The sequence below is a fragment of the Bacillus sp. 17RED48 genome (assembly GCF_019837545.1).
Lineage (GTDB): Bacteria > Bacillota > Bacilli > Bacillales > Bacillaceae_G > Bacillus_A > Bacillus_A wiedmannii.
In genome coordinates, this window is sequence record NZ_JADAXG010000018.1 from 1 (window position 1) to 18,441 (window position 18,441).

Genomic DNA, 18,441 nt, shown 5'->3' on the forward strand with positions numbered 1-18,441 from the left:
AACGCCCAATGCGGTGAAAGTCGCACGTTGGGTGTGGAGCAGGGGAAAAGATGGCGATTACATCAAAGTCTTACCTATTGCTATCACATGCATCCGTAAAATAACTATTAAAAAAATCTGGGAGGATTATGGTGGATATATTAATTACTGGGGCAAATAGGGGCTTAGGGCTTGGATTTGTCGAAGTTGGATTAGAAAAAGGGTACCGAGTTTTTGCTGGAGTCAGAGATGCGAATGAACAAAAAAGGACTCAATTAACCAAATTAAAAGAGAAAAATAGCAACCAGTTAGAAATTCTTCATTTAGATGTCACAGACGAGGAATCTGTTCGTGAAGCAGCTCGTAATGTAGGTGAAAGTCTTGATGTGATTATCAATAATGCTGCCATTCTTAATGGAAGGGGTACGTCTATTGAGGATCTTGATATAGAGGCTATCAAACTAGCATTTGATGTCAACACGTTAGGACCAGCCCGTGTGATTAAACATTTTCTACCTTTGCTGAAAAAGGGTGAGAATCAATCCATTATCAACATCTCGTCAGAAGGTGGTAGTCTAACAAATGCATATAGTGGTGATTATCCTTATGGATTGTCGAAAGCTGCCTTAAATATGTTGTCTGAGAAGCTCCATGTAGCATTAAAGAATGAAGGCATTCAAGTCCTTTCCGTCCATCCAGGGTGGGTAAGGACGGATATGGGAGGAATGATAGCCCCGACACATCCAAAAGAAACAGCAGAAGATATTTATAATCTCATTAATCGACAAGTTCGTATCAATAGTGAATTTGTTTTCGTTGACTATCAAGGGAAACCGATGAGCATTTGATGTGGCACCGTCTGGATGATCAAGAAAATGACTGCTGTATGATATAAGATATAAGTTGAAATTTAAGATTTATACACAAGCGTGCAGAGGCTGTTTGCCTTTCTGCACGCTATTAAATTGGAAAATGTAAAAAAATGATATATTGAGAACAGATCGCATCCTGAAATGCTACATGACATGATAAGAAGGACATAACTTTTCCCTCAAAAAATCGTGTCTTGACAACGGGGGCATTATTGAGTGTTTTTTTAAGTGATTCTGATTATTACTATCCAACCCGAAGGCTAAGGGCGGTGGGTTTAAACCACGCCCTTTGAGCTGGAAAAATTTAAGAAATTCTGTTGATATTATCCTTAAATAGAATATAATAGAATTATAGAATCCAATATACATAAATAATTCTCAACATAAATTTTAATATTAAAGAGGCAAGATCAAGACGTTGCATCAATTGTAACAAAGATAATATCGCAGCATAAAAACAATAACTTTTTAGGATGTGAAATATGAAACCTTATACAAAATCAGTATTAGAGGATGGAGTTAATATAACACTAGATCAATTACTTGGAATTTATGCTAACGAGAAATCAAGGGGAGTTTACTTTACTCAATCCGATGGCTCTGAATTGTTTGAGTCTTATGAAAGTCTTTATTTTAATGCCAAATCCATCTTAGGGGCACTACAAAAGCAGGGATTTCAGAAGGGCTCTTATATTATCTTTCAGACAAACAATAATCTATCCTTTATAAGGTTGTTTTGGGGTTGTATTTTAGGAGGCATGATCCCCGTTCCTCTGTCTGTACCGCTAATTGCATCGCCTGACACTGAAGCTTTCAAGAAGTTAGTGAAAGTAAGTGAGCAGTTGCCGAATGCGTGGATAATTACTGATGAAAGAAATTTAAATACGTTTAGAGAAAGTTATGAAGCCAATAATTTGAAATACTTAGAGTATGAAACCTTAGCATGTAATATGGAAGAGGGGCAATGCGTTACAGTAGATTGTCAGGACTTAGCGTATATACAATATTCGTCTGGCAGCACAGGTAACCCTAAAGGAGTAAAATTAACACATGAAAATCTAGTTTATAATTTGGCACAGATAGTAGATCGTTTGAAACTAGACACAAATGATGTCATGGCTAGTTGGTTACCATTGACACATGATATGGGCTTGATCGGTTATCATTTAACTCCGATATTTGCGGGTATATCTCATTCCCTTCTAAATTCGGGTACATTTTTAAAGAAATCTTGGCTATATCTTCAAAAATGTGCGCAATTAAAAGCAACGGTGCTTGTAAGTCCGAATTTTGGATTAGACTGGATGATAAAGACTGTAAAGGATTCACATTTAGAAAATATTGATTTATCTAGTGTGCGAAACATAATGTGTGGTGCAGAACCAATATCAATGGATACCATTAGACGATTTTATGAAAAATTCTCGTCTTCTGGCTTGCGTGAAAATACGATCCATCAAGTCTATGGTATGGCAGAAGCTAGTCTGGCTGTTACTATTCCTGAAGAAGGACATAATAGAAGTGTATGTATTAACCGTCATAAAGCTCGTATTGGTCAAGAAGTGGAGTATATAGAAACGAAGGAGCCAAATGCAGCAGAGTTTGCCATAGTAGGAGAACCATTATATGAATTAGAAATATTGATTGTAGATGATGAAGACCACATCTTAGGGGAAAATTACATAGGCAATATAGTGATCAAGGGGAAAAATGTATTTGAGGGATATATGAATCATGATAGTTCCCCTTTTAATGAACAGGGCTTCTTCTGTACAGGAGATTTAGGACTTTTACGCAATGGAGAACTCATTGTAATGGGCAGAAAGAAGGATATTCTGTTTGTAAATGGTCAGAATTATTATGCTAGCGATATAGAAAATATGTTAACATTGGCGATCCCAGAGTTGTCTCAAGTCGTTGTGTGTGGTGTTCGCAATCCGTCATCGATCAGGGATGAAATTATAGTATTTGTACATAATCGAAAAGATGCCAAGGCATTTTTGCCACTTGCCCATCAAGTGCAGGATATGGTATTAGAACGGGTTGGAATAGCTGCAGATTATGTAATTCCAATAAAAACGATACCGAAAACAACAAGTGGAAAGGTGCAACGTTTTCTTTTAATAGAGCGATTTGAGAATCATGAGTTTGATGAAGTTATCGCAATAGCTCCATATTCTTATCAGAGTATCAAGGAATCTGCAAAGAAGTCAGCATGGAACAAAACGGAGATTGAAAATCAAATCGTTGAAATTGCAAAAGAAGTATTCTCTATCCCTTCTTTGAAAGTAGACGATACGATTTCTCGGATGGGAGTTAGTTCGTTAACGTTGATTCGTTTCCAGGATGAAATAAATCAACGATTTCAAGTCGAAATCCCTATTGTAAGCCTTTTCAAAATGTCTACCCTGGAACAAATAATTAAGATGGTTGAGGAACAACTAAAGGCAGAGGATGTCAATGCATCCGAATTAACAGGGAATAAAGACATGTGGTATGAGCCGTTCCAGGTAACAGAAATACAAGGAGCCTATTTAGTTGGAAGACAAAATATTATGGAAATGGGTAATGTCTCCACACATGCCTATTATGAGTTTGAAACAGAATTAGATATTAAACGCTTAAACGATGCATTGAATCATGTTTTAGAGCGTCAGCTTATGCTGCGTACTATTTTTGATGATACAGGAATGCAAAAAGTTCGGCGTTCTAATTCTTCTTATGAGATTTGTATTGAAGATTTACAAGACTTGTCTTTAGAGGATCAACAAAAACGTATATTGGAAAAAAGAAATAGCAGGTCACATTTTGTTTTCCAACAAGATCATTGGCCATTATTTGAGTTGACTGCATTTATTCTTGGTGAGAAGAAAAATTATCTCTTCCTGGATATTGACTTATTAATTGCTGATGGAGGCAGTTTATTAATTTTAATACAAGAGATAATGGATTATTATGAGAAACCGAATATGGAGATTAAACCTTTAACATTCCAATTCTCAGATTATGTAAGGGCATTGGAGAGCTTTCGTGAATCTTCCGCCTATCAAAAAGCTCAAGACTATTGGCAAGCCAAAATAGAGGATTTTCCCTATGCACCTCAGCTACCATTAGTTTGTGAGCCAGAATTCATAGAGAAACCAATATTTCAGTGAATGGAGAAAAGTCTGACAACTGATCAATGGAATATTGTGAAGGGCCTGGCAACTCAGTACGGTGTAACACCATCTGTATTCTTATGTACAATTTATGCGGAAGTTTTGTGCAAATGGAGCAATCAATCCAGAATGGCACTTAATTTAACATTATTTAATCGACAGTCCTTTCATCCAGACGTAATGAAGTTGATTGGAGATTTTACATCAGTTTTATTGTTAGATATTGATTTATCTGTTCATCGTGCTTTTTGGGAGAAAGCATCTATGGTTCAAGATATATTATTTGAAGCAGTAGACCATCGTTTTTATAGTGGTGTTGATGTTATACGAAATATTGCAAGTAAGAGAGAAATGACTAGTAAAGCGATTATGCCAATTGTATTTACTAGTATGTTATTCGATAAATCGGAATTTGCAGATACGTTGACGAAATTAGGGGAAATTAAATACGGAATAAGCCAGACCCCTCAAGTATTTTTAGATTTCCAAGTCACGGAAAGAGACGGACAATTAATTATGACTTGGGATTATGCAAAAGATTTGTTTGATGAAGACATGATCAGTGCCATGTTTGAAACGTATCAACTTCGATTACAGCAAGTTATAGACAATAAACTTTCATCTATGCCGCTGCCTGTAACACAGTATCAACTACTGCTTGATTACAATCGTACACAAGGAGATTATGAAGGGGATTTACTGCAAAGATTAATAGACCAGCAATGCCAGAAGACTCCCGATGCTATTGCAGTCAAATTAGGACAGGATACATTGACCTATGGCGAGTTGGCGAGAAAATCCAATCAGGTCGCTCGTTATTTAGCAGAACAAAACTATGCGCTCAATTCTTATATTGGAGTTTGGGCAGAGAGACGAATTGAGACCATTGTAAATATGGTAGCTATTTTAAAAGCCGGCCATGCTTATATTCCTGTTAATCCGGAACATCCTGAGGAAAGAATAAAATATATCGTGGAGCATAGTGATATCAAGCTCATGATTCATCCGGATTTATATGAAACAGAGAACCTTTCTACCTATAACGATGGCGCCTTAGAACTGTTAGAAGGCTGCCAGCAGGATAGAGCTTATGCTATCTATACGTCAGGAAGCACTGGACATCCTAAGGGTGTTGTGATCACCCATGAAGCAGTAGTGAATACATTATTAGATATTAATGAGAAATTCCAAGTAAATAGCGAAGATAAAATCATTGCCCTATCATCGATGAGCTTTGATTTATCCGTCTATGATATTTTTGGAGCACTCATTAGCGGAGCTCAGTTAGTATTAATTCCAGATCTTTTAGATATGGCCAGTATTCATCAAATCATGATCGAAGAAGAAATCACGATATGGAATTCGGTTCCGGCAATTATGGATATGTATCTAGAAAGCACAAAGCAAGACACGGTGCATAGCACTTCAGCAGAGCGCTTACGTATGGTGATGCTAAGTGGAGACTGGATTTCTCTTGGTTTGCCAGCGAAAATCAAAACAAGAATGCCAAAAGCACAAGTCATCGGGTTGGGTGGAGCAACGGAAGGCTCTATATGGTCCATATATTTCCCAATCACAGAAGTGAAGCCAGAGTGGAAAAGTATCCCTTACGGCTATCCGCTGAAAAATCAACAAATTTACGTACTGGATGAATGTGGGGAAGAATGCCCAGTAGGCGTACCAGGAGAACTGCATATTGGTGGAAAAGGAGTCGCCGTAGGTTATCTCAATGAAGAAGAGAAGACGAAGGCCGCCTTTATCAACCATAGATTAGGTTATCTGTACAAAACAGGTGATTATGGTGTCATGCGTCCGGAAGGATATGTAGACTTCCTGGGAAGAAAAGATAGTCAAGTTAAGATACGTGGACATCGTGTCGAACTAGGAGAAATAGAACACTGTATCAATCATTTGCCACATATTCACCAGTCCGTCGTCGCTGATTACAGTGATTCACATGGAGAGAAGCAATTGTGTGGGTATATTGTTGCAGATGAGACCGTAGAATTGGCAGAAATAAAAAGAGAGTTAGCCAAACATCTGCCTGATTATATGATCCCGGCACAATTCATACAGGTAGATGAGATTCCACTATCTGCAAATGGTAAAGTAGATCGTAAATTATTGCCGAACCCGGAACAGTTTATTGAAGAAACTAAGATGATAAGGGGTTATGAGGCACCAAAGACCCAGACGGAAAAATTGGTAGTAGAGGCATTTGAACATGTACTTGGTATGGAAAGAGTAAGTGTAAATGACAATTTCTTTGATTTGGGTGGAGATTCGATTAAGGCTATCCATATTCTAAACAAGATAAGAGAAGCTGGATACGATAGCTCCATGCGAAATCTTTTGATGGAGAGAACACCAAAGCTAATAGCCATGAATTTATCCACAAAAAAAGAAATTATGCCTGCGGAGCAAGGAGAAATAACTGGTGAAATTTCACTGACACCAATTCAAAACTACTTCTTCGCACAAAATATGATAGATCCTGAATATTTTAATGTATGCCAAGTGTTTAAGGTTCGTGAAAAACTAAATGATCTGGCACTGCAAAAAGCTTTATCTGCGTTAGTGCAGCATCATGATATTTTGAGAGCTACGTATAAAGATAAGAAACAGGTTATAGGGAAAGTAGAAGATAAGAAATGGTACGGCTTTACAAAAATAGCATGTGAATCTGAAGAGATTCAGGAAAAAATTAAAACAACGAAAGTAAAGATGGATTTGGCGGAAGGACCATTATTGCAGGCTGTTTTATTTAGTACGCCGGAGCAAGATTATATGATGTTGCTAGCTCATCATATGATAATGGATGTGATTTCCTGGAGGATTTTAACTGAGGATTTGGAGAAGGGCTACTCTCAAGCTTTGAATCAAAAAGAGATAACATTACCAGCTAAAACCGTTTCCTTTAAAGTATGGAGCGAAGGATTAGCTTATTACAGCCAGAGTGAAAAGTTAAAGAGAAGGTTAGCTTACTGGTCAGAAATAGAAAATAAATTGGTTGATGGTAAGTTAAAAGAAGATGGAATTGATGATAAATTCGAACCAAAGACAGCCGTGGCATGTCTTAATGCCGCTATCACAGAAAAGTTATTAAAAGAAAGTGCACATGCTTATAATACAGAGATTAATGACTTGCTTGTAGCAGCACTAGGACGTGCGGTAAACAAAGTAACAGGTCAGAGAACGCTTGCTATACAGATGGAAGGACATGGTCGTGAAGAAACAGTAGGCTCTTTTGATTTAGGTAGGACAATAGGATGGTTCACTAGTATATATCCCGTAGTTTTAGATGAGTTAGGCACTAATATTGCACAGGATATTCGAAATACGAAAGAGACACTACGACGCGTACCAGGACATGGAATTGATTATGGCATCATAAAGAATGCAGCCATGGGTAATCCAGAAGAAATGGATGTAGAAGTGGCACCAGATATATCATTTAATTATCTTGGAGAACTAGGAACAAAGAAAGAATCTGGCGATCTATATTTCGAGTTTTCACAATTAGGTTATGGACAGGATACGAATCCTCGTAATCAATTTGGACCATCCATTAACGTCATAGGTCATGTGCAAAAAGGTAGTTTATCTATGACAGTAACCTGCAACAGCAGTCGTTATTTGGCTGAGAGAATTGAGCAAATAGGAAAAGCATATGAAGAAGAACTGATAGCAGTCGCAGAACATTGCTCCCACGCACAGAAGAGTGAGTCAACGGCAAGTGATTTTGGTGAGAGCGTATGGAAAGATAGCGAATTTTGTTATGTACAGGAAGCTGTCGAAATCCGCGGCCAGGAAATTCAACGTATCTATCCATTGGCTCCTGTGCAAGAGGGAATGCTCTATGAGAAGCTTATGGATGAATCATCTACAAAATATGTTGTTCAGCAGACGTTGCGATTGGCAGATGTAGATGTAGAGAAGATGCACAAAGCTTTTAAGTATTTAGCAACACAGCATGATATTTTACGTACAAAAATCTGTTATCGGGGAGTAAGTGTACCAAGACAAGTTGTATTGAAAGAAAGAATGCCGGAATTTAATTATATGGAAGTAGATAATGAATCGGATTATCTTGATTTAAAGGAACAAGATGTAAAACGAGGATTTGATTTAGAAGAAGATACACTACTTCGTATGAATCTGATAAAAATAAATAACAGTGGTTATCGGTTGATCATGACAAACCATCATATTATTTTAGATGGTTGGTGTTTGCCAATTTTGCGTAAAGAATTATTTAGTGCGTATATGGCAACAGATGAAGAACAATTAAAAACACCTAATCAGGCTGCTTCTAATAAAATGGGTAGCTATGAAAAGTTTGTCCATTATATAAATGAAAAAGATAAAGAGACGAGCCTTAAATATTGGGAAGACCTTCTTCAAGGATATGAGACAAGGGCTGATATTCTACCTTTAGGTCGTCCAGATGAAACAGAAGAAGAGAGTCAGAGCCAAGAGTTTAAGTTAAGCATAGAGGTAACTGAACAAGCAGAAGCGATATGTGCCCAATATGATGTAACATTGAACACGCTAGTAGAAGCTTGTTGGGGCGTTTTATTGGAAAAATACAACTCAACAAATGATGTTGTATTTGGAAAAGTTGTATCTGGTAGAAATGCAGAGATTGAAGGTATTGAAGAAATCGTTGGTTTATTTATCAATACAATACCCGTACGTATATCGACAACAAACGAAGACACCTTTGCCGATTTGTTGAAATCATTACAGAGCCAGGCAATTATTGCAAATGAACACGATTTTCTTCCCTTAGCAGAAATACAGAATCATACTTTATTAGGAAGAGATCTAATTGGAACATTATTCTTCTTTGAAGGCTATCAAGGAACAAGTATAAATATTGATGGCAAATTAAATGTGGAATCCGAATATTACCGCGAACAAATTGGGTATGACTTGGGAATGACAGCATTTAAGAGTGATCGTATCCATTTTAGAATTCTTTTCAGTACAAAGCTATATAACAAGGAACAAATAAACATTATTGGTTCCCATCTGCAAAGGCTTATGGAACAAGCAATTGCAGCACCACAGACGAAATTAATCGAATTAGGCATGACCAGTGAAGCAGAAGAAATGAAAGAATTAGTACAGTTTAACGCAACGGACAGCGACTATCCAAGAGACAAGACAATTGTACAATTATTTGAAGAACAAGTAGCAAGAACCCCCCATAATACAGCAGTTGTATGCGGGAATGAGCAATTGAGTTACGCTGAATTAAATGCTCGTGCCAATCAGCTTGCATTAAAGTTACGACGGGAATACCATGTCCAGCCTGATGATTTTGTTGCGATTATAGCAGAAAGAAGTTTGGAGATGGTGATCGGGTTATACGCCATCCTAAAGTCGGGTGCAGCATATGTACCCATTGACCCATTGTATCCAGAAGAACGTATCGAGTATATATTGGAAGATAGCCAGCCTAAAGCGGTTTTAATTGGTCATGGAAAGTATAATATTTCTCCTGAAAAGGTTGTTAACTTATATAGTGAAAGCAATTATGGAGAAGGTGCAGGGAATCTAGAACATGTAAATACTCCTCGTGATCTTATTTATCTGGTTTATACATCGGGTACAACAGGAAAACCAAAAGGGGTTATGGTAGAGCATCAGAATATAGTCAATCAGCAGATGTGGACACAAAGAGAATACCCATTACACGAGGGAGAATCTCTTTTAATGAAGACCACTTATGCATTTGATGTTTTTGCCTGGGAAGTATTTTGGTGGATGTTAGCGGGTGGTAAACTTGTTATTTTGCAACAAGGAGAAGAAAGTCAAAGTGATAAGATCATCAAGGTAATTCAGGATTATAAAGTCAATGCAATCCAGTTCGTTCCTTCCATGTTCAATATGTTTCTAGAAGAATTAGATATGAGCAAAGAAAAAATAAATACTCTGCGTTATATCATTAATATTGGTGAGAAACTGAATGCGGAAAGTGTGAGACATTATAATCAATTAAGGGAAAAAGGACAAGTAAGAGCAGAACTACTGAATCTCTATGGTCCAGCAGAAACTACAGTTAATTCCAGTGGATATCATTGTCCAACAGGCTTAGATGTAGATAAAATATTAATTGGTAAGCCTATTAGTAATACACAAATTTATATATTATCAAATGAAAAAATAGCCGGAATAGGTGTACCAGGGGAATTATGTATTGCAGGAGAAAGTGTGTCGCGTGGATACTTAAATCATGAAGAATTAACAGCTCAGAAATTTATTAAAAATCCTTTTGGTTCAGGAATGATGTATAAAACAGGTGATCTGGCACGGTGGATATCGGATGGAAATATCGAGTACCTTGGCCGTATAGATGATCAAGTTAAGATAAGAGGTTTCAGAATCGAACCAGGAGAAATTGAAAGTACTTTGATGGAGCTCGAAGGAGTTAGTGGAGCAGCCGTTGTAGTACGACAAGACAAGCAAGGAGAAAAATATCTGTGTGCTTATGTAGTCGTTCATACAGAAATAGAAGAATTAGACGAAGATACAATCAAGAGTGAATTACGCAAGAAGTTACCAGACTATATGGTTCCTGTGTATATTATTCGAATTGACCAAATTCCATTAAGTCATAATGGAAAGCTGGACAAAGCGGCACTACCAGAACCAGAATACAAGCCTAAGGAATATGTAGCACCAATAAATAGAGAAGAGAAGTTAATAGTTGAAGCATTTGAGAAAGTCCTTGGAATAACAGGAATTAGTGTCAATGATAGCTTTTTTGACTTGGGTGGTCATTCACTGAAAGTTACATTATTGTGTAATGAATTAGAAAAGACAATCGGTATAAGACTGCAGCTTAGTGAAATATTTGCTTTATCTACACCAAAACGTATTGCAGAAAGAATTGGAAGCTTACAACAGGATCGTTTTTCGGAAATACCGAAAATAGCTGAAGCAGAGTTCTATCCTATGAGTTCTGTTCAAAAGCGACTTTATCTTCTCAATGAGATAGTAGGTCCTAGTACTTCCTATAACATTTCGAATGTCATAAAATACGAAAACACTCTGGATAAAGAGCAGTTACAGGGAGCATTAGATAAGCTCTTAGAGAGAGAAGAAGTATTAAGAACCAGCTTCCATCTTATTAATGGAGAGCCAGTTCAAGTGATTCAACCAGATGCGAGAGTAGTATTGGAATACAAAGAAGCAGATACACTAGATATTCAAGATGAATATGATCGTTTTGTTTGCCCATTTGATTTATTCAAAGCACCTTTGATGCGGGTTAAGTTATTACAGACACCACAAGCTTCATACTTGATGCTGGATATTCATCATATTGTTTCTGATGGAGAAAGTCTGCCTATTATGATGAACTGGATAAGCGAGTTATATGAAGGAAATACTTTACCAATCCCAAGGCTTCATTATAAAGATTTCTCTGCTTGGCAAATGACTCAGGATATTACGAAGCAGGCGGCATATTGGAAAAACGAGTTCTTAGGCGAAATTCCAATACTTAATTTGAATACAGATTTCCAACGTCCTAAGAAAAAGAGCTTCAATGGTGCCGACGTAAAAACTAAGATTGAAGAACCAGTTTTTATGGAAATAAAAGAATTAGCGAAGAAGCATGGTGCTACGGAATTCATGACTATGTTATCAACCTTTATGATTCTATTGAGCAAATACAGTCAACAGGAAGAAATTGTAGTCGGAACTCCTGTATCAGGTAGAACCCACGTTGATACACAAGAAATGCTGGGGATGTTTGTAAACTCCTTGGCTATCAAAGGAAAAGTGAAACAAGAGGAGAGTTTTGAACAAGTATTGCTTGGAGTAAAAGAAAAATGTCTTCGTGCGTACGATAATCAGGACTTTCAATATGAAGACTTGGTTGAGGCAGTAGATGTAAAGAGAGATTTATCAAGAAATCCATTATTTGATGTAATGTTCATGATGCCAGAGAGTGAAATTATGTCTGGTTCAAAGAGCATTGTGAGTGGAACATGGGTACCAATGGAAGGAAAAGTAGCTAAGTTTGATCTGAATTTAATGGTAATACACACATCAGAGGGTTATGTGGTCAACTTAGAGTATTCTACAGATTTATTTAAACAGGAAACGATAAAGCAAATGCTGGATGATTATGTTTTATTACTATCAGAAGTTATAAAACATCCAGAAGACCGTTTGCAAGAGCTACTTAAGAAAGAGGATTTTAAGAAAGAGGAGAAAGATTCGACCCAAGCAGAGCTTGATCATCGTGCCAATCATCTGGCACAGCAAGTTTCAGATTTGATGCGGGCATTGCAGCAAAGAGATCAAGCTTATTGGAAGGCAAAAGTAGACAATTTCCCGCATGCACCTCAGTTACCACTTCTTCCAAATGGGAATGCTGTAAACAACGCAACAGTAAAACGTTTAGAAACGAGAATTGCTGCGACAGACTGGGCGATTGTGAGAAACAAGGCTTTGGATAACAAAATTGCACCATCTGCGTTATTGTGCACAATATATGCGGAAGTTCTATTTAAATGGAGCAATCAATCCAATATGGCACTTAGCTTAAATCTGTTTAGTAATCAGCCTTTTCATCAAGATGGAATGTCTCTGATGGGGGATTTCGTATCGAAATTGTTGTTAGATATCGATTTATCATCTCATAGACCATTTTGGGAAAGAACTACTGAGATTCAGAATCGGTTATTTGAAGCGTTAGACCACAGATTTTACAGTGGGGTTGATTTCCTGCGTGATCTGGCTGAACACCGTGGTCAAGAAGGTCAAGCTATAATGCCAATTGTATTTACGAGTATGCTTCGTGACGAAGTAGATTTTTTCAATGCCAATATAGGTAGTAGGGGAGAATTGAAATACGGAATAAATCAGACCCCTGAAGTGTTTTTGGACTTCCAAGTTGCGGAAAGCGACGGACAATTAATTGTGACTTGGGATTATGCAAAAGATTTGTTTGATGAAGACATGATCAGTGCCATGTTTGAAACGTATCAACTTCGATTACAGCAAGTTATAGACAATAAACTTTCATCTATGCCGCTGCCTGTAACACAGTATCAACTACTGCTTGATTACAATCGTACACAAGGAGATTATGAAGGGGATTTACTGCAAAGATTAATAGACCAGCAATGCCAGAAGACTCCCGATGCTATTGCAGTCAAATTAGGACAGGATACATTGACCTATGGCGAGTTGGCGAGAAAATCCAATCAGGTCGCTCGTTATTTAGCAGAACAAAACTATGCGCTCAATTCTTATATTGGAGTTTGGGCAGAGAGACGAATTGAGACCATTGTAAATATGGTAGCTATTTTAAAAGCCGGCCATGCTTATATTCCTGTTAATCCGGAACATCCTGAGGAAAGAATAAAATATATCGTGGAGCATAGTGATATCAAGCTCATGATTCATCCGGATTTATATGAAACAGAGAACCTTTCTACCTATAACGATGGCGCCTTAGAACTGTTAGAAGGCTGCCAGCAGGATAGAGCTTATGCTATCTATACGTCAGGAAGCACTGGACATCCTAAGGGTGTTGTGATCACCCATGAAGCAGTAGTGAATACATTATTAGATATTAATGAGAAATTCCAAGTAAATAGCGAAGATAAAATCATTGCCCTATCATCGATGAGCTTTGATTTATCCGTCTATGATATTTTTGGAGCACTCATTAGCGGAGCTCAGTTAGTATTAATTCCAGATCTTTTAGATATGGCCAGTATTCATCAAATCATGATCGAAGAAGAAATCACGATATGGAATTCGGTTCCGGCAATTATGGATATGTATCTAGAAAGCACAAAGCAAGACACGGTGCATAGCACTTCAGCAGAGCGCTTACGTATGGTGATGCTAAGTGGAGACTGGATTTCTCTTGGTTTGCCAGCGAAAATCAAAACAAGAATGCCAAAAGCACAAGTCATCGGGTTGGGTGGAGCAACGGAAGGCTCTATATGGTCCATATATTTCCCAATCACAGAAGTGAAGCCAGAGTGGAAAAGTATCCCTTACGGCTATCCGCTGAAAAATCAACAAATTTACGTACTGGATGAATGTGGGGAAGAATGCCCAGTAGGCGTACCAGGAGAACTGCATATTGGTGGAAAAGGAGTCGCCGTAGGTTATCTCAATGAAGAAGAGAAGACGAAGGCCGCCTTTATCAACCATAGATTAGGTTATCTGTACAAAACAGGTGATTATGGTGTCATGCGTCCGGAAGGATATGTAGACTTCCTGGGAAGAAAAGATAGTCAAGTTAAGATACGTGGACATCGTGTCGAACTAGGAGAAATAGAACACTGTATCAATCATTTGCCACATATTCACCAGTCCGTCGTCGCTGATTACAGTGATTCACATGGAGAGAAGCAATTGTGTGGGTATATTGTTGCAGATGAGACCGTAGAATTGGCAGAAATAAAAAGAGAGTTAGCCAAACATCTGCCTGATTATATGATCCCGGCACAATTCATACAGGTAGATGAGATTCCACTATCTGCAAATGGTAAAGTAGATCGTAAATTATTGCCGAACCCGGAACAGTTTATTGAAGAAACTAAGATGATAAGGGGTTATGAGGCACCAAAGACCCAGACGGAAAAATTGGTAGTAGAGGCATTTGAACATGTACTTGGTATGGAAAGAGTAAGTGTAAATGACAATTTCTTTGATTTGGGTGGATACTCGCTTAATGTAATCCGGCTGTGTAATGAATTAGAGAAGAGCACAGGGGTAAGGTTACCACTTAGAGAAATTTTTGATTTAGTTACACCAAAAAATATTGCAGAACAAATAAAAAACTCAAAGGAGAATACGTTTGAAGAAATACCAGAAATAGCAGAAGCAGAAAGCTATTCTATAAGTTCAGCTCAAAAGAGACTTTATCTTTTGGACCAACTAACAGGCCCTGGTATAACTTATAATATTCCTTTAGTAATCAAGCTTAAAGTTAAACCAGACAATGAGCGACTTCAGAGGGCATTGGATCAATTAGTAGAGCATGAGGAAATTTTAAGGACAAGTTTCCATATCGTGAATGGTGAACCAATTCAAAAAATTTCTTCAGATGCAAGAATTGTGCTGGAGCACAGTGAAGTAAAGACAGCAGATTCACAGTATATCCAAGATGAATATAATACTTTCGTCCAACCATTTGACCTGTCAAAATCACCACTAATGCGTGCAAAAATACTGAATACTCCAAGTGATTCATATTTATTCCTGGATATTCACCATATTTTATGTGATGCAGGAAGCATGCCAGTTATGCTTTACAAAATACAAGAGTTATATGAAGGAAGAGAATTGTTAACACCACGAGTACAGTATAAAGACTTTTCTGCTTGGCAAAATGCTAGAGATATCACAGAACAGGCAGCGTACTGGAAGAAAGAATTCTCCGGTGATATACCAGTCCTGGATTTAATCATGGATTATCCACGCCCTCATAAACAAAGCTTTAGAGGTGCTAATTTCCGAACACAGGTAGAAGAAAAAACGAGTATTAAAGTAAAAGAGTTAGCGAAGAAGTATGGTGCAACGGAGTTTATGGTGTTGTTATCCACCTTTTTCTCTATGTTAGGAAAATACAGTCGACAGGAAGAAATTATAGTAGGAACGCCAATATCGGGCCGAAACCATACGGATACCCAAAATATGTTGGGCATGTTTGTAAACACTCTGGCAATCAAAGGGAATGTGTGCGCTGATGATACATTTGAGGATGTATTATTACGTACAAAAGAGAAATGTTTACAGGCATACGATAACAAGGATTATCAGTTCGAGGATTTAGTTGAAGCAGTGGGAGTAAAGAGAGATTTCTCAAGAAACCCAGTATTTGATGTGATGTTTGTATTGCAGGACGATGAGAGAGAGAGTTATTCGGATCGTATTCATATTGGAACAAGGGAATCCGTTGAAGGTAGTATTTCTAAATTTGATCTTACCTTAACCATGATAAGTGATTCAGAAGGCTATAAGATTGATTTTGAATATTCTACAGACTTATTCAAACCAGAAACGATCGAGTACATGGCAAAACACTTCTTAACATTAATTGAAGGAGTTTTAATGTCTCCGGAAAAGAAGCTGCAGGAGATTGCCATGGTAGATCTGTACGAAGAAGCAAAAATATTGGATGAGTTCAATATGACGGATGCAGAATTCCCTCAAAATATGACGATTGTGCAGTTACTTGAAGAGCAGGCCGCCAGAATACCTAATAGTATAGCCATCACATTTAATGGACAACAGATGACCTATGCACAATTAAATGAACGGGCGAATGCTCTGGCAAGAAAGCTTCGAGAGGACTATAACATTCAACCCAATGACTTTGTGGTGATCTCAACAGAGAAGTGTTTGGAGATGGTGGTGGGTATATACGCTATTTTAAAGGCTGGAGCAGCTTACGTACCGGTTGATCCATCTTATCCAGAGGAAAGAATTAATTATATCATTAATGACTGTAAACCAAAGGTCGTATTATGCAGTACAAAAGAACCTGAAGTTGACATTCCTGTCATGAATCTTCATGATGAGGCAAATTATCAAATGGAATGCAGTAACCTTGTTCATGTAAATCACTCAAGTGATTTGATGTATGTTATTTATACCTCAGGTACGACGGGCCGGCCAAAAGGTGTTATGGTTCAGCATGTAAATGTAGTGCGATTACTCAAGAATGACAAGTTTAAGCTTGATTTATATGAAAATGATATTTGGGTTCAATTCCATTCTTATTGTTTTGATGTTTCGGTTTGGGAAATATTCGGAAGTCTATTGAATGGAGCAAAGCTTGTAATACCTTCTGAGGATACAGTAAAAGATGGATATGCCTTCGGAGAGCTGCTCCAAAAAGAAGCGGTAACCATCTTATGCCAGGTACCTTCACCATTCTATGCGTTGATCGATGCAACGACAGGACAAACCATAAATAGTTTACGATATGTTATTTTTGCAGGGGAGGCACTTTATCCAGCACATTTGAAGAAATGGCATGAGAACAATAGACATTGTCGTCTGGTTAATATGTACGGGCCAACAGAAACCACGGTATACGCTACTTATCGCGATATTGATGCTGAAGCCATCGAGAGAGGAATTAGCGATATAGGAATGCCACTTCCAACATTAAAGATTTATATATTAAATAGAAATGAACTTTGTGGAATTGGAGTTCCGGGTGAGGTATGTATAACAGGTGAGGGTGTATCTCAAGGATATTTAAATCGACAAGACCTGACAGACGAGAAGTTTGTACACAACCCATTTGGATCCGGAAAGATGTATCGGACAGGTGATTTGGCACGTTGGTTACCTAACGGAAACATTGAATATATTGGACGGATGGATGACCAAGCAAAAATCAGAGGATATCGTATTGAACCACGAGAAGTAGAAAGCCGTTTATTGGAGATTGAAGGCATAAATGAAGCTGTAGTCATAGTGCGAGAAGACAAAAGGAATGAGAAATTCCTGTGTGCCTATGTAATAACTGAGACAGAAATAGAAGAAAAGGACGTTAAGATCAAGTTAAGTAAAGTATTACCAGATTACATGGTGCCTGCACATATTATTTCGGTTGATGCGATTCCACTTACAAGTAATGGGAAACTTGACAAAGCCTCATTACCACAGCCGCAGTATAAGTCAAAGGAATATATTGCACCACGAAACGAATATGAAACTCTGATCGTGCAGGCATTTGAGAACATTCTAGATATTGAAAAAGTCAGTGTAACTGATAGCTTCTTTGATCTAGGGGGATCGTCACTGAAAGCAGTGCTCTTGTGCAATGAATTGGAGAAGGCCATAGGAGTAAGATTGTCAATTAGAGATGTTTTTACTTTTGGTACGCCCGAGCAGATAGCGGGAAATATCGAGTCGATTGAGAGCGAGATGTTTGTGGCAATGGAACAAGCTTCAGCAGCTGAATACTACCCTACAAGTTCAGCTCAGAAACGACTCTATCTTCTGGACGAGATGACCGGACCTAATATTAACTACAACGTATCGGACGTTTATGCTTATGAAGAACCGCTAGATAAAGAAAGATTACAGAAGGCTTTGGATAAGCTGTTAAAGCAAGAAGAAATCTTGCGAACTAGTTTCCATGTTGTGGACGGTGAGCCTATTCAAACGATTTCTCCAGACGCAAGGGTTTTAATAGACTACAGCGAAGTGGACGAAATAGATATACAAACAGAATACGATAAATTTATACAACCGTTTGTTTTATCCGAAGCACCGTTGATGCGTGTGAAATTAATGAAGACAACAACGGCCTCCTATCTATTTGTTGATATTCATCACATTATATGTGATGGAGAAAGCCTGCCAGTTATACTGCAACAAGTGAACGAATTTTATGAAAATGATGGAACTGATCATGAATAAGAGGAGAA

General features: G+C 37.8%; 2 protein-coding genes and 1 pseudogene. All 3 read left to right on the forward strand.

The genetic code is table 11. From position 1 onward, the window contains the following. The first annotated feature begins 131 nt into the window (after nt 1-131). Nucleotides 132-827 (forward strand): SDR family oxidoreductase, encoded by a 696-nt coding sequence (locus ILT06_RS30985; protein ID WP_257152758.1) that lies wholly within the window; start codon nt 132-134, stop codon nt 825-827. A 506-nt stretch (nt 828-1,333) separates the two neighbouring features. Continuing rightward, nucleotides 1,334-6,370, forward strand: a pseudogene (locus tag ILT06_RS33225) (amino acid adenylation domain-containing protein); the annotation flags it as partial. Nucleotides 6,371-6,418: 48 nt separating this feature from the next. Beyond that, nucleotides 6,419-18,433 (forward strand): amino acid adenylation domain-containing protein, encoded by a 12,015-nt coding sequence (locus ILT06_RS30990; RefSeq protein ID WP_374453895.1) that lies wholly within the window; start codon nt 6,419-6,421, stop codon nt 18,431-18,433. The last annotated feature ends 8 nt before the right edge of the window (nt 18,434-18,441 follow it).

Bases quoted from the DNA above. Each gene is read 5' to 3' on its own strand.
- ILT06_RS30990 (WP_374453895.1), top strand. From the start codon at position 6,419: ATGCCTGCGGAGCAAGGAGAAATAACTGGTGAAATTTCACTGACACCA.